The sequence below is a fragment of the Actinophytocola sp. genome (assembly GCF_050699915.1).
Classification (GTDB): domain Bacteria; phylum Actinomycetota; class Actinomycetes; order Mycobacteriales; family Pseudonocardiaceae; genus Actinophytocola.
On record NZ_JBOHGA010000048.1, the window covers coordinates 17223 to 34438 of the forward strand.

Annotated in this window: 14 protein-coding genes; 6 read left to right on the forward strand and 8 right to left on the reverse strand. The window is 72.1% G+C overall.

Features of this window, described 5'->3' with window-relative positions:
* Positions 1–142: 142 nt before the first annotated feature.
* Genes ACRDSK_RS11775 through ACRDSK_RS11790 form a run of 4 tightly spaced genes read left to right on the forward strand, consistent with a single transcriptional unit; the run spans position 143 to position 6016 of the window.
* Entirely contained in the window at positions 143–3124 is a 2982-nt protein-coding gene (locus ACRDSK_RS11775) for a glycoside hydrolase family 38 C-terminal domain-containing protein (RefSeq protein ID WP_431440349.1), read from the forward strand.
* Positions 3048–4286 carry an NEW3 domain-containing protein gene (locus ACRDSK_RS11780; protein WP_431440351.1) on the forward strand — a complete coding sequence of 413 codons (1239 nt, stop codon included), beginning with the start codon at positions 3048–3050 and terminating at the stop codon, positions 4284–4286. The genes ACRDSK_RS11775 and ACRDSK_RS11780 overlap by 77 nt, the downstream gene beginning before the upstream one ends.
* Entirely contained in the window at positions 4283–5026 is a 744-nt protein-coding gene (locus tag ACRDSK_RS11785; RefSeq protein WP_431440352.1) for a peptidylprolyl isomerase, read from the forward strand. Before ACRDSK_RS11780 ends, ACRDSK_RS11785 begins: the two co-directional genes overlap by 4 nt.
* A 54-nt stretch (positions 5027–5080) precedes the next feature.
* Positions 5081–6016 (forward strand): bifunctional helix-turn-helix transcriptional regulator/GNAT family N-acetyltransferase, encoded by a 936-nt coding sequence (locus ACRDSK_RS11790; RefSeq protein ID WP_431440353.1) that lies wholly within the window; start codon positions 5081–5083, stop codon positions 6014–6016.
* Here ACRDSK_RS11790 and ACRDSK_RS11795 read toward each other — a convergent pair.
* Together ACRDSK_RS11795 and ACRDSK_RS11800 are read right to left on the reverse strand one after the other, a co-directional pair.
* Entirely contained in the window at positions 6002–6580 is a 579-nt protein-coding gene (locus ACRDSK_RS11795) for a peroxidase-related enzyme (protein ID WP_431440355.1), read from the reverse strand. The two genes, ACRDSK_RS11790 and ACRDSK_RS11795, sit on opposite strands and share 15 nt — an antisense overlap.
* Positions 6581–6611: 31 nt before the next feature.
* Complete coding sequence (locus ACRDSK_RS11800) at positions 6612–7772, reverse strand: FAD-binding oxidoreductase (protein ID WP_431440357.1); 1161 nt, start codon at positions 7770–7772, stop codon at positions 6612–6614.
* Positions 7773–7933: 161 nt separating this feature from the next.
* Between ACRDSK_RS11800 and ACRDSK_RS11805 the strand changes: the two genes are divergently transcribed.
* Together ACRDSK_RS11805 and ACRDSK_RS11810 are read left to right on the forward strand one after the other, a co-directional pair.
* Positions 7934–8296: a YciI family protein gene (locus tag ACRDSK_RS11805; protein WP_431440358.1), complete on the forward strand. Its 363-nt coding sequence runs from the start codon at positions 7934–7936 to the stop codon at positions 8294–8296.
* A complete protein-coding gene (locus ACRDSK_RS11810; RefSeq protein WP_431440360.1) occupies positions 8296–9555 on the forward strand; it encodes an RNA polymerase sigma factor in 1260 nt (419 codons plus the stop codon). Before ACRDSK_RS11805 ends, ACRDSK_RS11810 begins: the two co-directional genes overlap by 1 nt.
* Before the next feature lie 163 nt (positions 9556–9718).
* Here the strand turns inward: ACRDSK_RS11810 and ACRDSK_RS11815 are convergent, their stop codons facing one another.
* The 6 genes from ACRDSK_RS11815 to ACRDSK_RS11840 all read right to left on the reverse strand — a co-directional run bounded on the left by ACRDSK_RS11815 (position 9719) and on the right by ACRDSK_RS11840 (position 17052).
* Positions 9719–9892 carry a hypothetical protein gene (locus ACRDSK_RS11815; RefSeq protein WP_431440361.1) on the reverse strand — a complete coding sequence of 58 codons (174 nt, stop codon included), beginning with the start codon at positions 9890–9892 and terminating at the stop codon, positions 9719–9721.
* 186 nt (positions 9893–10078) lie between these two features.
* Positions 10079–11902, reverse strand: coding sequence for a phosphoenolpyruvate carboxykinase (GTP) (locus tag ACRDSK_RS11820; RefSeq protein WP_431440362.1), 1824 nt, complete (start codon positions 11900–11902; stop codon positions 10079–10081).
* Between the two features lie 307 nt (positions 11903–12209).
* Entirely contained in the window at positions 12210–13016 is an 807-nt protein-coding gene (locus ACRDSK_RS11825; protein ID WP_431440364.1) for a hypothetical protein, read from the reverse strand.
* Positions 13017–13098: 82 nt separating this feature from the next.
* Positions 13099–14961, reverse strand: a complete 1863-nt coding sequence (locus ACRDSK_RS11830; RefSeq protein ID WP_431440365.1) for a dynamin family protein — start codon at positions 14959–14961, stop codon at positions 13099–13101.
* Positions 14958–15461, reverse strand: a complete 504-nt coding sequence (locus ACRDSK_RS11835; RefSeq protein WP_431440367.1) for a nucleotide exchange factor GrpE — start codon at positions 15459–15461, stop codon at positions 14958–14960. Before ACRDSK_RS11835 ends, ACRDSK_RS11830 begins: the two co-directional genes overlap by 4 nt.
* Positions 15462–15468: 7 nt before the next feature.
* Positions 15469–17052 carry a dynamin family protein gene (locus tag ACRDSK_RS11840; protein WP_431440369.1) on the reverse strand — a complete coding sequence of 528 codons (1584 nt, stop codon included), beginning with the start codon at positions 17050–17052 and terminating at the stop codon, positions 15469–15471.
* Between the last annotated feature and the right edge of the window lie 164 nt (positions 17053–17216).

Here is a 17216-nt window from a genome sequence, read left to right on the forward strand (position 1 = left end):
GAACCGGTTGACCCCGTAGTGCTGGCGGACCCCCGACCTGGCAGCACTACGGGGTTTCCATCTGTCCGGACCTGGGTCTCATCCGGACAAGTTCTCACCAACCGCTTGTGTCGTAGGTGAACCAGCCCGCACAGTGCCGGACATGGGTGCTGTCGCCGCGGAGGGAACCGAGCTGTTCGTCGGCTCGGTGGAGGCTCCGCTTCAGATCGTTCGGGTGTCGTTCGCGGGTACCGGCTCGGCCCGGGTGCACGTCGAGGGGACCGGGGTCTCGACTCCCGAGCCCGTCGAACTGGCCGTGCGGGGCGAGGTCGGTGTCGAGGTCGGGGTGGACACCCACGGCGCGGAACCCGGCACGTCGCTGCCCGTCCGCGCCGTCGTCGTCTCCGGCACGGACCGGGTCGAGGTCGACTTCGACCTGGAGGTCGCCGAGCCGGGGTGGACCATGCACCTGGTCAGCCACTTCCACTACGACCCCGTCTGGTGGAACACCCAGGCCGCCTACACCATCGCCTGGGACGAGCTCGACTTCCCCAGCTCGCACCGCGGCGCACGCCAGCTCGCCGGCTTCGACCTCGTCCGCGCGCACCTCGACCTCGCGCTCGCCGAGCCGGCCTACAAGTTCGTGCTCGCCGAGGTCGACTACCTCAAGCCCTACTGGGACACCTATCCCGCGGACCGCGCCGTGCTGCGCCGGCTCATGGCGCAGGGCCGCATCGAGGTCATGGGCGGCACCTACAACGAGCCCAACACCAACCTCACCGACCCCGAGACGACGATCCGCAACTTCGTCCACGGCATGGGCTTCCAGCGCGACGTCCTCGGCGGCGAGCCCGCCACCGCCTGGCAGCTCGACGCGTTCGGACACGACCCCGCGTTTCCCGGCTTCGCCGCCGACACCGGCCTGACCTCGACCTCCTGGGCCCGCGGGCCGTTCCACCAGTGGGGCCCGATGATCGGCGAGGGCGACCCGACTCGAATGCAGTTCCCCAGCGAGTTCGAGTGGGTCTCGCCGTCCGGACGCGGCCTGCTCACGTCCTACATGACCGACCACTACGGCTCCGGCTGGGCCATGGACTCCGCACCCGACCTGCATGCCGCGGGCGAGGCCGCGTACGCGCTGTTCCATGGTCTCAAGAAGGTCGCCACCACCCGGCAGGTGATGCTGCCGGTCGGCGGCGACTACACCCCGCCCAACAAGTGGATCACCGACGTGCACCACGACTGGGCCCGCCGCTACGTGTGGCCGCGGTTCGTCTGCTCACTGCCGCGCGACTTCTTCGCCGCCGTCCGGGCCGAGCTCGCCGAGCGCGGCGAGCAGCCGACGCCGCAGACCAGGGACATGAACCCGATCTACACCGGCAAGGACGTCTCCTACATCGACACCAAGCAGGCCCAGCGCGCCGCCGAGGTCGCCGCGCTCGAGGCCGAGGCGTTCGCGGTGTTCGCCGGGCTGCGCGCCGGCTCGCCCTACCCGGACGCCGCGCTCGCGAAGGCCTGGGTGCAGCTCGCGTACGGGGCGCACCACGACGGTTTCACCGGCTCCGAGTCCGATCAGGTCTACCTCGACCTGTTGACCAGTTGGCGGGACGCGCACGACCTCGCCGCCGACGTCCGGGACCAGGCGCTGTCCGTGCTGTCCGACCGGGTCGAGGTGCCCGGCGAGGGAACATCGGTCGTCGTGTGGAACTCGCTCGACCACGCCCGCACCGACCTGGTGACCGTGCGCCTCGCCGAACCGCTGCCGGGCGTCGACGTGCTCGACGAGGCCGGCGACTCGCTGCCCGCTCTCGTGGAGCACGACGGGCACTCGGTGACGTTCCGGGCGGTCGACGTGCCGCCGCTCGGCTGGCGCGCCTACCGGCTCCGTCCGTCCACACGGGACGATCAAGGCTGGGTACCGGTCGACGGGGTGACCGCCGCGTCGAGTCGCTTCCGGGTCACGGTCGACCCCGAGCGCGGCGGCGGCGTGGCGAGCCTGCTCGACGACGGCCGGGAGCTGATCGCCGAGGGCCGGGTCGGCAACGAGCTCGCGGTCTACGAGGAATACGCCGACCACCCGACGTTCGGCGAGGGCCCGTGGCACCTCCTGCCGAAGGGACCGGTCGCGACGTCGGCGTCGGGGCCGGCGAACGCGGTCGTCGAGCGCGGGCCGCTCGGGGAGCGGGTGACGGTGTCCGGCGAGGTCGCATCCGTGCGGTACACGCAGACGATCACCGTGTGGGAGGGCGTCGACCGGGTCGAAGCCACCACGACGGTCGACGAGTTCACCGGCTCCGACCAGCTGCTGCGGGTGCGCTGGCCGTGCCCGGTGCCGGGTGCGCTGCCGGTGAGCGAGGTCGGGAACGCCGTGGTGGGCCGTGGTTTCGGGCTGATCGACGTGGACTCGGCGGAGCACCCGTGGACGCTGGACAACCCGGCGCACACCTGGTTCGGGCTCTCCTCCGCGGCGGCGCTGCGGCTGGCCGACGGGGCGCTGCGGCCGGTCGGCGTCGCGGAGATCGTGGTGCCCTCACTGGCCGACGGCGCGCCGCTGGCCCGCTCGCTGGCCGTGGCGCTGGCCCGGTCGGGCGTGACGTCGACGGTGTCCTCGGCGGACGGCACGCGCTACGGCGACCTCGACGTCGACTCGAACCTGCCGGACGTGCGGATCGCGTTGGGCGACGCGGAGACGAACCCGTTCACGGCTTCGGTGGCAGACGGCCTCGAGCCCGGCGTGCACTGGGTGCCGCCGGACAAGCCGCTCGAGGAGGTGTGGCGCCCGAGCGCCGACCTGCGACGCCGGCGCGCTGGGCGTCCTCGTGCTGTCGGCGTCGCGGGCGGACCTGCCGGCGCTCGTGAAGTCCATTGTGGACGATCTGGTGGACCACGTCGTCGAGGTCGGCGCCGGCGATCCCGGCCAGCCGCCGTACGACGGGCGGACCGTGGCGGTGCTCAACCGCGGGCTGCCGGGCTTCGCCGTGGACGCGGCCGGGACGCTGCACACCTCGCTGCTGCGGTCGTGCACGGGCTGGCCGTCCGGGGTTTGGGTCGACCCGCCGCGACGGACGGTGCCGGACGGGTCGAGCTTCCAGCTGCAGCACTGGACACACGAGTTCCGGTACGCGCTGGCGGCGGGCTCGGGTGACTGGCGGTCCGCCGGGATCGCGGCCACGAGCGCGGAGTTCAGCCGTCCGCTGCACGCGGTGCTCGCCTCGCCGACCACAGAGCCTTCGCTGCCCGCGTCCGGCTCGCTGTTGCGGGCTGAGGGAGCGCGGCTGGCGGTGGTCAAGGCGGCCGGGAACCCGCTGGTCTCCGGTTCCGCCGCGGCGGTCGACCCGCGCCGGCGGATCGCGGTGCGACTCGTCGGTGCGGACTCGGCGGCGGCCGCACGGCTCGAGTCCGACGTCGTGCGGTTGGCCGACCTGTGGTCGGCGAACCTGCTGGAGGAGCCGGGCGCGACGCTCGACGCGATCGAGGTGGACCCGTCCGACGCGGTGACCGTGCTCGCCACGCCGGTCGTCGACTCCACTGCGCACTCCACTGTGGACGGTCCGGCGCTGGGTGCGGAGGCGGAGCCGGCGCAGCCGCTGTACGCGAAGTACTGGCTGCACAACCGCGGCCCGGCCCCGCTGGGCGGGCTGCCGCTCGCGGCACACCTGGACCCGACGCGGGTGGACGTCACCCCGGGCGGGTCCGTTCCGCTTCGCCTGACGGTGGCCTCGGACTGCACGGACGCCGACCTGCACGGGGTCGTCCGGCTCGTGCCGCCGCCCGGGTGGACGGTCGACGTGCCCGAGGTGCCGTTCGGCCTGCCGCCGGGCGGCCACCTGTCGATCGAGGTGACGGTGACGGCGCCCGCCGACGCAGTCGCCGGCCGCCATCCGGTGCGGGCCCTGTTGAAGCCGGCGGCCGCCGCGGGACTGCCGCCGAGCTGGGGCCAGGTCGTCGAGGACGTGGCGGTGCTGACCGTCGGCTCGCCGGCCGGGGACCTGCTCCGCTTCGCGGCCGACCCGGCGCCGGTGCGGGTGCGGGCCGGCACGCGGGAGCGGCTCGCGGTGCGAGTGGTGTCCGGGGCGGCCGCACCGATCGCGGTGGAGGCGGCGGTGATCAGCCCGTGGGGGACGTGGGAGTGCGTCGGCCCGCGATCGCTCGGCGCGGAGCTGCCCGCGGGCGGCGAGGTCGAGCTGGCCTTCGACGTCGAGCCGCCGCCGTGGACACCGCCCGGCCGCTGGTGGGCGCTGGTCAGGGTGGTGGGCGCCGGTCGGCTGCTGTACTCGCCGGCGGTGCCGCTCGAGGTCCTGGCATGAGAACGACCGTGGCGTGGGTCGGCGACGCGCCGGTCGACGTGTCCGATGTGGACCGTCTGGAGGCCGGGCTGCGGCGCGGTCCGGTGGCGGCGACCCTGCCGCGGGCGGGGAGCCAGGAGGGCCGGCAGCTGCGGCGGTGGCTCGTGCAGGTGGTGGTCGCCGAGCGGCTGGTCGCGGCGGAGGCGGCGGCGCGCGGGCTGGCCACGACGAGTGCGCCGGCGTTGGTTGAGCTGGCCCCGGACCGGTCGGCGTTGCTGGGGTTGGGGAGCGTGGCCGCCGAGCTGCTGACCAGGAGCGCGGCGGCACGGGCGGTGTTCGCGGCGGTTACGGCGGAGGTGTCGGTGCCGGCCGACGAGGTCGAGCGTTACTACCGGAACAACCCGGAGTGCCACCGGGTGCCCGAGGAGCGGGTCGTGCGGGAACCGCTTCGGACGCTGCGGCGCGGCGAGCTGACCGGGCCCGTCGAGAAGGCCGTGTTCGCCGCCCGACCGGGCGAGGTCGTCGGCCCCGTCCGGGATCCGTCGGGCTGGCACACCCTGGAGGTCGTCGAGGTGCGACCGGCCCGGGTGCGACCGCCGGCCGAGGTGGCGTCGGAGATCGCCGCCCGGCTCCTGTCGGCCGCCCGGCGCCGCGGGTTCACCATCTGGCTGGCCGGGCGCACCGCGGCGCGGGTTCGGCTGGCGCCGGGGTTCGAGCACCCCGGCGATCCGGACCAGCCGGACAACACCCACCGGCACTGAGGCATATACTTGACCTCGTCAAGTAATTGTTTCACGGGAAACGAGGTGTCGCCGATGCGCACCAATGTGCCGGTAGAGCGAGTCTCGACCGTCCGCGCGTTCAACCGGAGCTACACGAAGTTCCTCGGCGCGCTCAACGGACACCTGCTCAGCACTCCCTACTCATTGACCGAGGCAAGGGTCTTGTTCGAGCTCGGACAGCGGGACGAGACCGAAGTCGCGGAGCTGCGGCGGGCCATCGGGCTCGACGCCGGGTACCTGAGCCGGCTGCTCGCGCGGTTCTCCGACGGCGGGCTGGTGCGGCGGGAGCGGTCCCCGTCGGACGCGCGGCGGCAGCTGATCCGGCTCACCAGCAAGGGACGGGACACCTTCCGGGTGCTCGACACCAAGTCGGTGGCGCAGATCCGCTCGCTGCTCGGCGGGCTCACCGACGACGAGCAGCAGCGCCTGGTCGACGCCATGGACATGATCCGGCGGCGGCTGGCCAGTGCCGACGCCCGCCCGGAGGTGCGGCTGCGCCCGCCCGCGGCCGGCGACTACGGCTGGGTGGTCGCGCGCAACGGCGTGCTCTACGCCGAGGAGCACGGCTGGGACTCCTCCTACGAGGCGCTCGTCGCGCGGATCGTCGCCGGCTACCTCGACGAGCACGACCCGCGGGGCGAGGCCGCGTGGATCGCCGAGCTGTACGGCGAACGGGTCGGTGCGGTCTTCTGCGTACGCCAGGACGACCGGACCGCCAAGCTGCGGCTGCTGCACGTGGAGCCGAGCGCGCGCGGCGCCGGCGTCGGCACGGTCCTCGTCGACGAGTGCGTCCGCTTCGCGCGGGCGGCCGGGTACGAGGCGATCGAGCTGTGGACGGTCTCCGTCCTCGAGCCGGCGCGGCGGATCTACCAACGGGCCGGCTTCGACCTCGTCGAGGAGGACACCGCCGAGCGGTTCGGGCAGCGGCTGACCGGGCAGACCTGGCGGCTCGAGCTAGCCGCGCGGTAGCCGGCCCATCAGGTAGAACTCGTCGTTGGGCCGAAGCGCCGTCAGGTGCGCGATCCGGTTGGACAGCGCGAAGAGCGCGGTGATCGCGCCGACGTCCCAGACCTCCTCGTCGGTGAGGCCGGCGTCGCGGGCGGCGTCCAGGTCCTCGGAGCTGAACGTGGCCGGATCCACGGCGAGCGCGAGCGCCAGGTCGACGATCGCGCGCTGCCGCTCGGTGAGCTCGACCGTCCACGGGTTGGTCGCCACCCGGTCGGCGAGCTGGGCGTCCTTGGCGCGGATGCGCAGGATCGCACCGTGCGCCACCACGCAGTACGTGCAGCTGTTCGCCCCGGACGTGGCCACCACGACCAGCTCGCGCTCGGCCTTGCTCAGCCCGGACTCCCGCTCCATCACGGCATCGTGGTAGTCCAGGAACGCCCGCAGCTCCGCCGGCCGGTGCCCGAGCGCCCGAAAGACGTTGGGCACGAACCCGGACTTCTCCGCGATGACGGCGATCCGCTCCCGGAGATCGTCGGGCAGCTCGTCGTGCTCGACGACAGGAAACCTGCTCACATCCTCGGCCACGTCGCACACCGTACCCGCGGCACCGACGCTCTCAGGCGCCCAGCCGCGCCGCCTCGCGGACTGCCGGCGCGATGTTCTTGGCCAGCCCGAACACGTTGTCCGGGTCGTAGGCCAGCTTGACCGCGCGCAGCCTCGCGTAGTCGGCCGAGGTGTACGCGGTGTGCGTCCGGGCCGGGTCGTGCAGCCAGTTGAGGAACGACCCGCCGGTGGCGTGCGCGGCGATCGGCGCGGCGTCCTGCGCCGGCCCGTCGACGACCACCGAGAACGGCAAGTCGCGGTGACCGATCGGGCCCGCGTCGGCGGCAGGCCGGGCCAGCGCGCCGCCCCAGTGGCGCACCTCGACGGCGTTCGCGTCGCCGCGCACCGCGTCGACGGCCGCCTCGATGACCTGGTCCGGCAGGTCGGCCAGCAGGTTGAAGTTGCGCGGCGCGGTGCCGCCGACCGTGCCGCTGTCGGTGTAGGGCAGGTCACGCCAGCCGTCGGCGATCGGGGCGCCGGCCACCCGGAACAGCGGCGCGAGCGCGCACCGGGCGTCCTGCGCCGAGCCCGCGTACATGCCGCGGATGGCCACGGAGTCCTTGGTGAGCACGATGTTCGCGGTCAGCTCGTCGGGCAGGCCGGCCGCCGCGTCGCGGTAGAACGCGAGCAGGTCGGCGGCGCGCTCCAACGGGAACGTGGCCACGCCGGCGTGCACGGTGGCGACCGGGTACAGCCGGAACTCGAGCCCGGTCACCGCGCCGAAGTTGGCGCCACCGCCGCGGATCGCCCAGAACAGGTCCGGGTCGCGGTCGGCGGACACCGTGCGCAGTTCGCCGTCCGCGGTCACGATCTCCGCCCGCACCACGCTGTCGGCCGCGTACCCGTGCCGCCGGGACAGCCAGCCCATGCCACCGCCGAGCGTGTAGCCGATCACGCCGACCGTCGGTGAGGTCCCGGACAGCGGGGCCAGGCCGAACGGCGCGGCGGCCGCGATCACGTCGGCCCAGCGGGCGCCGGGCGCGACCCGCGCGGTACGCCGGTCCGGGTCGACCAGCACACCGCCCAGCCGGGAGGTGGTGGCCACGACGACGTCCTCGCGGTCGGGCAGCGGTCCGCCGTGGCCGGTGGCGAACACCGTGAACGGCAGGTCCAGCTCGCGGGCGGTCGACACGGCGGTCCGCACGTCGGCCGGGGTGGCGGCTTCCACGATCATCTCGGGCTCCTCGAATCCGTTGGGTCTCACCCATTGGTCGAGCGGGTTCGAGCCGGATCGACAACGGCGCACGATTTCTTCGAAGACGGTGTCGATTTCCTGGCGGGGTGGCCGTCTACGGGTCACCTACGACAGTCACCTAGGACACAGAGGAGGCGGACATGCCCAACTTCGTCGGGTTCCTGCGGGGGACCGAGGACGCGCAGAGCCACCTGAGCCCGGACGAGGCGCAGCGGACCCTGGAGCGCTACCTGCGGTGGGGCGAGGACCTCGAGCGGGCCGGCAACCCACCGGGCGGCGGCGGGCTCTCCTACCGCGGCCGGGTGGTACGGCGCGGTGGCGGTGGGGGTGGCCTCGACGTCACCGACGGGCCGTTCGTCGAGGGGACCGAGATCCTCGGCGGGTTCATCTCGATCGAGGCGAGCGACCTCGACGAGGCGGAGAAGATCTTCTCCAGCCACCCGCACCTGGACTTCGGCTCGATCGAGGTCCGCAAGATCGGCGAGCAGGGCTGCGAGCCCTGATGCCGAGTCCCGACCGCCCTCCCGCCGCCGGGCGGGAGGGCGCGGCGGGCCGGCCGAACCAAGTCGTCGAGCAGCTGTTCCGGCACACGTCCGGGCGCATCGTGGCCACCCTCGCCCGCACGCTGGGGCCGGCCCGGCTCGACCTCGCCGAGGAGGCCGTGCAGGAGGCGCTGCTGCGTGCGCTGCAGCGGTGGCCATACACCGGCGTGCCCGACAACCCCGCCGGCTGGCTGTTCCACGTGGCCCGCAACACCGCGCTCGACCGGGTTCGCCACGACGAGGTCGCCCGGGCCAAGCTGCCGCTGCTCGCCCTGCCCGAGCGTGCCGACGTGCCCGGGACCGACGACGAGCTCGCGCTGATGTTCCTGTGCTGCCACCCGGGGCTGCCCGTCGCCTCGCAGGTGGTGCTCACGCTTAAGACCGTGGGCGGGCTCGGGGTCGACGAGATCGCCGCGGCGCTGCTCGCCCAGCCGGCCACGGTCGCGCAGCGACTGGTGCGCGCCAAGCGGTGGCTGCGGGAGAACCCGGTCCCGCTCGAGGTCGACCAGTCCCGTGTGGACAGCGTGCTCGCCGTCCTCTACCTGCTCTTCGACGCCGGCTACGACGCCGTCGAGGGGGACAGCGCGGTCCGCGGCGAGCTGTGCGGCGAGGCGGTCCGGCTGTGCCGGCTGCTCCGCGCGGACGACCGCACCGACCTGCCCCGGACGCGCGCGCTGCTCGCCCTGATGCTGCTACAGGGCAGCCGGCTGGGCGCGCGGACCGACCCGCGGGGCGACATCCTGCTGCTGGCCGACCAGGATCGGAGTCGCTGGGACCGGGGCATGATCGCCGAGGGGACGCGGCTGTTCGGCAGCTCATGCACCGGAGACGAGCGGTCCGCCTTCCACGTCGAGGCCGCCATCGCCCTGTGCCACACCATGGCACCCGACGTCGAGCACACCGACTGGGCGCGGATCGTCGCCCTCTACGACGACCTGCTCGCCCTCAAGCCGTCCCCGGTCGCCGCGCTGAACCGGGCCATCGCCGCCGCCATGGCCGGAGACCTCGACCACCGGGAGCTCGAGCGGCTCGAACACGAGCCCGCCCTGCGCGACTACCACCTGCTCCCCGCCGTCCTCGGTGCGCTCTGGCTGCGGTCCGGCCGGCCGGACACCGCCGCCGGCTACTACCGCACGGCGCTCACCAAGCGGATCTCCACGCCCACCCGCCGGTTCCTCGAACGCCAGCTCGACCGCTGCGTGAGCCATCCGACCGGGTGAAGTCCACCGGCGGACCGGCCGCTGTGGACAACACGGTCACGGCCGGGTTAACGAGACCTGTCCGTCAGCTGGCCACCACGTCGACAACGCCTTCCGAGCCACGCCGGTCCCCACAGGCTGTGCACAGCTTTGTCCACAAGCTGTGGACAACTCTCGTGGACAACTAGCGCCAGGCACCCATCTGGTGATGCTCGGCCAGGTGGTCGCCCACGATCAACAGGCACGCCAGGCACCGGGAACCCGTGTGCGACCTCGCGAGCTTGTCGATCGGCACGCTGTGGCTGCACGCCGCCTCGACGAAGCTCGCCGGGCGCTCCTCGCTCACGAAGGCGTGCACGCGGTCGTCGTAACCCGACAGCCGCCAGGTCCACCTGTCGCACCTGCCTGACTCGCACATGGCCCCGCCCTCCCACGATTCCTGCGCTACGTACAGTGCCGACGCCACCACCCGTGAACCATGATGCAACTTGCAGAAAATCGGGGGGACCACTGTCACAGTGATCCCCCCGATCGATACCAAACCTCAGCCGAGTCGCTGCTTGAGGACCTCCAGCTCGGCGCGCAGCACGGTCGGGAGCTTCTCGCCGATCTTCGCGAACCACTCCTCGATCATCGGCACCTCCTCGCGCCACTCGTCCACGTCGACCTGCAGCGCAGCCTCGATCTCCGCCGGCGAGGCGTCCAGACCGGACAGGTCCAGGTCCTCGGCGGTCGGCACGTAGCCGATCGGCGTCTCCTTCGCGGCCGCCTTGCCCTCGATGCGCTCGATGGCCCACTTCAGCACGCGGGAGTTCTCGCCGAAGCCCGGCCACAGGAACTTGCGGTCGGAGTCCCGGCGGAACCAGTTCACGTAGAAGATCTTCGGCAGCTTGTCCGCGTCGGCGCGCTTGCCGGTGTCGATCCAGTGCTGGAAGTAGTCACCGGCGTGGTAGCCGATGAACGGCAGCATCGCCATCGGGTCGCGCCGGACGACGCCGACCTTGCCCTTGGCCGCGGCCGTGGTCTCCGACGACAGCGTGGCGCCCATGAAGGTGCCGTGCTGCCAGTCGCGCGACTCGGTGACCAGCGGGATCGTGTTCGCCCGGCGGCCGCCGAAGAAGATCGCCGAGATCGGCACGCCCTTCGGGTCGTCCCACTCCGGCGCGAGGATCGGGCACTGCGACATCGGCGTGCAGTACCGCGAGTTCGGGTGCGACGATGGCTCGTCGGCATCCGGCGTCCAGTCGCGCTTCTTCCACGAGGTCAGGTGTGCCGGCGGCTCACCCATGCCCTCCCACCAGATGTCACCGTCGTCGGTCAGCGCGACGTTGGTGAACAGCGAGTTCCCGTGCTCGATGGTGCGCATCGCGTTCGGGTTGGTGTGCCAGTCGGTGCCCGGGGCGACGCCGAAGAAGCCGGCCTCGGGGTTGACCGCGTACAGCCGGCCGTCGTCGCCGAAGCGCATCCATGCGATGTCGTCGCCGAGCGTCTCGACCTTCCAGCCCGGGATGGTCGGCTGGAGCATCGCGAGGTTGGTCTTGCCGCACGCGCTCGGGAAGGCCGCGGCGACGTAGTAGACCTTCTGCTCCGGCGAGATCAGCTTCAGGATCAGCATGTGCTCGGCGAGCCAGCCCTCGTCCCGGCCGATCACCGAGGCGATCCGCAGCGAGTAGCACTTCTTGCCGAGCAGCGCGTTGCCGCCGTAGCCCGAGCCGTAGCTCCAGATCTCCCGGGACTCGGGGAAGTGGCTGATGTACTTGGTCTCGTTGCACGGCCACGCCGTGTCCCGCTCACCGGGCTCGAGCGGCTTGCCGACAGAGTGCAGGGCCGGCACGAAGTCGCGCTCGTTGCCCGCGTCGTCGAAGAACTTCTCCAGGACCCGCGTGCCCATCCGCGTCATGATCTTCATCGACGTCACGACGTAGGCGGAGTCGGTGATCTCCACGCCCAGCATCGGCTTGTCGGCGGACAGCGGTCCCATGCAGAACGGGATCACGTACATCGTGCGTCCACGCATCGAGCCGCGGTACAGCTCGGTCATGGTCGCCTTCATCTCGGCGGGGTCGGTCCAGTTGTTGGTCGGGCCGGCGTCGGCGGGGTCGACCGAACAGATGAACGTGCGCTCCTCGACCCGCGCGACGTCGTCGGGGTCGGAGGCGGCCCAGAAGGAGTTCGGCTTCTTCGCCAGGCGCGTGTAGGTGCCAGCCTCGACCAGCTCGTCGGTCAGCCGGGTCCACTCCGCGTCGGAGCCGTCGACCCAGACCACTTCGTCCGGCGTGGTCAGCTCCGCCACCTCGCGGACCCAGGACAGGAGTCGCTCGTGCGTTGTCGGTGCGTTGTCCACACCCGGGATTGCCACTGCCGTCATCTCGTCTCCTGACTGACGCCGAAAGCCAATCAGGACGCCGTCGTCCATGATCTGGACATCGACGTCCTGAAGAACGGCAAACGCCCCGCCCGGGCTTCGGACGGGTTTGCCGCGTTGGAATGTAAAGAGGTTAACCAGATGAACGGCAGCTAACCGAGTCCTGACGTGTCGGCTCTCTCACAAGACCGATTCGGGAATCGATTCAGCACACAATCGTACGAGTGGACCGCCTCACACACGATCGATCCCGGCGTCGAACGCCCGCCGGGATCGATCGTCGTTCAGTTGTGACGAGACGCGGGTTCGATCAGCGCTCGGCCCAGACCGCGTCCGAGCCGGCACCGGAGTCGGTGGAGCCGGAGTCGGTGCCCGTGTCCGAACCGGTGCCCGAGCCGGTGCTCTCCGACTCGTACGTACCGTCCGGGTTGATGTGGCCCTCCTCGGTGACGGTCCACTCGTCGGTGCCGGTGTGCGCGGCCACGGTCACGTCGCCGTCGGACTCGATCACGACGGCCTGGTCGGCCGAGCCGTCGCCGTCCGTGTCGGTGAAGGCGTAGGTCGTGCCGTCGGTGTCGGTGACGACCGCGGTGTCGTTGGTGCCGTCGCCGTCGGTGTCGTAGGTGGCCGGGCCGGCGTCGACGTCCTCGCCCGGCATGTCGACGCTGATGTCGCCCTCGGCCGAGGTCGTGTCCGTGTCCGTGGTGTCGGTCGTGTCGGTGGTGTCCGACGCGTCCGTGGGGTCGCTGGTGTCCGTGTCGGTCGAGCCGGTCGAGTCGTCGGCGCCGTCCCCCGTCGGCGTCGGCAGCGTGTCGACGCTCTCTTCCTGCCACTCGCCCGTGGTCGCGTCGTACTCGGCCCCCGCCACGACGTTGCCCTGGTCGTCGTACTGCACCGCGACGTCCGCGGTGCCGTCACCGTCCGTGTCCGCGTACGCCATGATCCCGTCTTCGGTCTCGACCACGGCGGTGTCGTTGGCGCCGTCGCCGTCCATGTCGTAGTTCTCTTCGACCTCGTAGTCCTCGCCGTCGACCTCGACGGTCAGCTCGTCCTGGCCGGCGGTGTCGGTGTCGGTGGTCGAGGTGTCGTCGGTCGAGGTCTCGTCATCCACGTACACGGGTTGCCCCCTCTTGGAAAGTCCTGGTGCCTTGTTGCGTGTGACTCTGACTGGCCGTGAGCCCGTCCGGTTCCCGGCGCCTTCAGGCGCGGTCCCGGACCGTGCGGATGCTGGCGAGGAGCTTCTCCGCGCGGTCCCGTCCGGCGCCGACCTCGGTCAGGCGCTTGTTTACCACGCCCAGCCGCTTGGAGCGCTCGGAGGCGTCGAGTCGTAATGCCTTGTCCACCTCGCGGAGCTCTTCCTCGATGCCCGCGATGCGCTTGCCGAGCGCCTCGTCGAGCGCGAGCGCGAGCTGGGACTCCGCCTCGATCAGCTGCTCGGACACCAGTTGATCCAAAGTGGACCGCGCGTCCAGGATCGACTCGGACAGCCACTGCTTCATGTGCTGCTTGTCCGCGGTGTGCTTGCGCGTGCGCTGCAGCCACCAGCCGGCGCCGAGGCCGATGACCGCGACCGGGGCCAGGGCGAGCAGGCTCGCGCCGACGCTCACTCCCGCTGCCGCGCCGCCGATCCCGGGGATGAACCTGGCCAGCATCGAACCGGCGCCGAGACCACCGGTGGCGCCGGTGAACACCAGCAGCTTGTCCTCGGTGGTCGGCTGCCGCCGCTCCGGCGGGCGCAGCACGACCGGCGGGTGGCCGGCCCGGGCGAACTGCGCGCGGATCATCGCCAGCTCGTCGGCCGAGAACAGGTCCGCCAGCACGGTCTCGGTCACCCGGTTCAGCCGCGCGTTGACCGAGGCGCCGATCCGGCCGGACACCATCTGCATGGCGGCGTCGACCTGGGCCGGCAGCGAAGGCAGCATCTCCCGGTCCGCGGAGTCGATCGCCTGCCGGAACCACGACTGCAGGTCGCGCATCTGGCGGGCGACCTCGTGGTTGTTCTCCAGCCGGGCACGCTGCACCTCGCTGCGCATCCGGACCTGCCAGCCCTTGGTGGACGAGCGCCGCTCGCCGGTCAGCTCCTCCTTGCGGGCGCGCAGCGACTCGGCCTCCTCCTCGCCGGTGGACAGCGCCCGCCGCTCGGACTCGAGCTTGACGTGCAGCTCGCTCAGCGCGGTCGACAGCGCGCGCATCGTGTTGGCCTCGGTCAGCATGATCGACCGGCCGCTGAGCAGGTCGGCGAGCGCGGTTCGCAGCGTGTCGACGCCGGAGCGCTCGCGCAGCATGGCGGCCGCCTCCGCGTTGGGCGCCTTGCTCGCCATGTCGTGCATCCGCGCGGACACCGGGTAGAAGGTGGCGCCGGCGAACCGGGGCGCGTGCTCGACGAGCAGCGCCTGGTCGGCCTCGAGCACCTGCCGCCAGCCCCGATACTGGTCCACTTTGGACAGTGCGAACACGATCGTCTCGACCCGCTCGCCCACGTTGGCCAGGAAGTTGAGCTCGCCGAGCGTGAACGGTGCCGAGGCGTCCACCACGAAGAGCAGTGCGGTCGCCGACGCGGCCGCCTCGGCGGCCAGCTCGCCGTGCACCGAGTCGAGCCCGCCGACCCCTGGAGTGTCCACCATGGACAGCTTCGACAGCAGCTCCACCGGGCCGTCCACCTCGACGTAGCGCGGCGGCAGCTCGCCGGGCGGCAGCTGGTGCGCGGCGGACACCCAGTGGGTCAGCTCGCCGATGTTCACCGGCACCGGCGCGAGCTGGCCCGGGTAGCAGGCCCGCGCCTCCCACGTCTCCGCGTGGCCGAACACCAGGTACGTCGCGGTGGCCACGTCCGCGTCCACAGGGGACAGACCGGGCTGCCCGAGCAGGGCATTGACCAGCGAGCTCTTGCCCCGGTTCGTCTCGCCGACCACGACCGTGGACGGCTTCGCCTTGCGCTTGGCCCGGATCTCCTCGACCCACTTCGCCGAGTCCTCGTCGGACTCGCGCAGCACCTTCAGCAGTTGCTCGCGCGCCTGGGCGACCTGCTTGGGCAGGGACAGCGGCTTGGCCGGGGCACTCACTGAGCCGCCTTGCTGTAGACGGTCACGACCGGCACCCGCAGTACCTCGCCCCGATCGGCGAAGCCGACGACCTCGGTCTCCGCGACCAGCCCGTCGAGCGTCTCGTCGGTGGTCGCCACGGTGCCGCCGGCCTCGTGGAACGCCGGGTCGAAGCGGACCCCGTCCGGGCGCAGCGCCGTGACGCCGACGCCGGACAGCCCCTCCTCGAGTCGTTCGACCACACCCGAGCTCTTCGCCCGGTCGAGGGCGTAGAGGCAGAGCTGCACCAGGGACCTGCGTTCGGCGAGCACCTGGTCCAGCCGGCCGTCCGGGAGCGGGATCGGCTCGACCGGCGCGTCCGGCACGAAGTCGCCGCCGCTGACCAGCCCGTCGGCGGCGATGCCGGCCGGTTGTCCCGCCCGCGCGGCCTCGGCGATCACGGACGCCTTGACCTCGATGGTCGACTCCGCAGAGTCGGTCGGGTCAGCGCCGTCCTTGCCGCGCTTGAACCAGGAAGCCATTTACCACTCACCCCGCCTGCTCGCGAAGTTGTTGCCAGATCAGGAAGTACGCGCGGTGCACGACGTGCGCGACCCGGCTCTGCGCGGGAGTGGCACCGAACGACGCGAACGACCGCCACCAGCCGGCCCGCTCGAGAGCGTACGCGGACAGTTCCTTGTGCGGGCGGCCTTTGAGCCCGAGCTGCTCGCCGACGTCCGCGCTGCTGCCGACCCGCAGCACCTCCTCGGCCAGGTCCTCGGGCATCGCCACCGCGCCGGACGTGACGAGCGTGAGCGCCTCGAGCAGCCGCAGCTGGTGTGCCTCCGGCTTGGCGAGCAGCACCTCGATGGCGTCGTGCACCCGCTGACGCTCGCCCGGGTCGCCGGACGCGTGCGCGAGCGCGGTGACCGACGCGAGCGCGGCGGCCGCCTTGATGCCGTCGGCCCGGGCGCGGAACACCGCGTCGAGCCGGCCCCGCACGCCGGCGAGACCGGAGGCGTTGAGCAGCGAGCGGCGCAGCGACCCGGCGGTGAGCTCGGGGTCGGCCCGCAGCGCGTCGACCGCGACGCGTACGCCGTAGAGGTCGAGCTTCTCCAGCAGCCGGGTCCGAGTCCCGCTCGGGATCTCGCACTCCCAGGTGGCGAAGATGTCCGCGGACATCAACATCGTCTCCCAGGTGGCATCGTCCAGTTTGGACAGCGAGCGCAGCGCGTCCGCGTCGGCGGAGGTGAACCCGCCGGACTCGGCGGACTCGGCCAGCAGCCCGATGACCGGGATGACGTCGGCCACCCGCGGCTTGAGCGACTGCGCCTGCTTCTCGGCGAGCAGGCTCGCGGCCTTCCACACGTCACCGTCCGAGCCGGTGACCGACTCGGGCATGATCGTGTCCGCCTTGTTGAGCACGGCGATGGCGTTGACCGGGCCGGCCTCGCGGCTGGCGGTCGCGGCGGTGAACGCGGCGAGCGCCTGCTGGTCGTCGGCGCGCACGCCCTGGGTGACGACGTACAGCACGGCCTCCGCGCCGGCCACGGCGTTGCGCGAGGTCGGGTCGAGATCGTCGTCGTCGCCCGCTTCGCCGTCCGCCTCGTCCTCCTCCGACTTGCGGTGCTTGGCGGCGCCGAGCAGCTGCTCGGTGCGCTTGACCGAGGCGTCGTCCAGCGAGCCGAGGCCGGGGGTGTCGATCACCGTGAGGTCGCGCAGGACGGCGTTGGTCAGGTAGGCCTCCAGGTGCGAGACCTTCTCGAAGTCCACCTCGAGGTCGTTCGGGATCATGCCGCCGGCGTCGAAGGGCAGCACCTGCTTGCGGCCGTCGGTGAAGATCAGCTCCACCCGATCGACGGTGCCGTACTGGAAGCGGGTGACGAGTCGGGTGCACTCGCCGACGTCGGTGGGCGCGACCCGGCGCCCGATCAGCGCGTTGACGAGCGTCGACTTGCCCGACTTGATCCGCCCGGCGACGGCGACCTGCAGCGGCGCGGAGAGCCGGCGCAGCACCTCGCGGAACCCCGCGGCGGTGCGCGCGGAGACCTGCGGCTGCAGCCGGGTGCACAGGTTGGCCACCGCGGCCGACAACGGACCGGCGAGATGCTGCTGCTCGGTTGCCGTCGTCACGCGTCTCTCCCCTCGGACAGGCACCGGCCTGTACTCAGAGATCGTGCCATGAGGAGCGGACCGCCGGAGTCTGGTCCCGCACATCCACCGGCCAGGCCGCGAGCACCGCGTCGGCGGCCGCGCGCGGGTCGGCGCCGAGTGCCGCGGCGCGGGCGGCGTAGTCC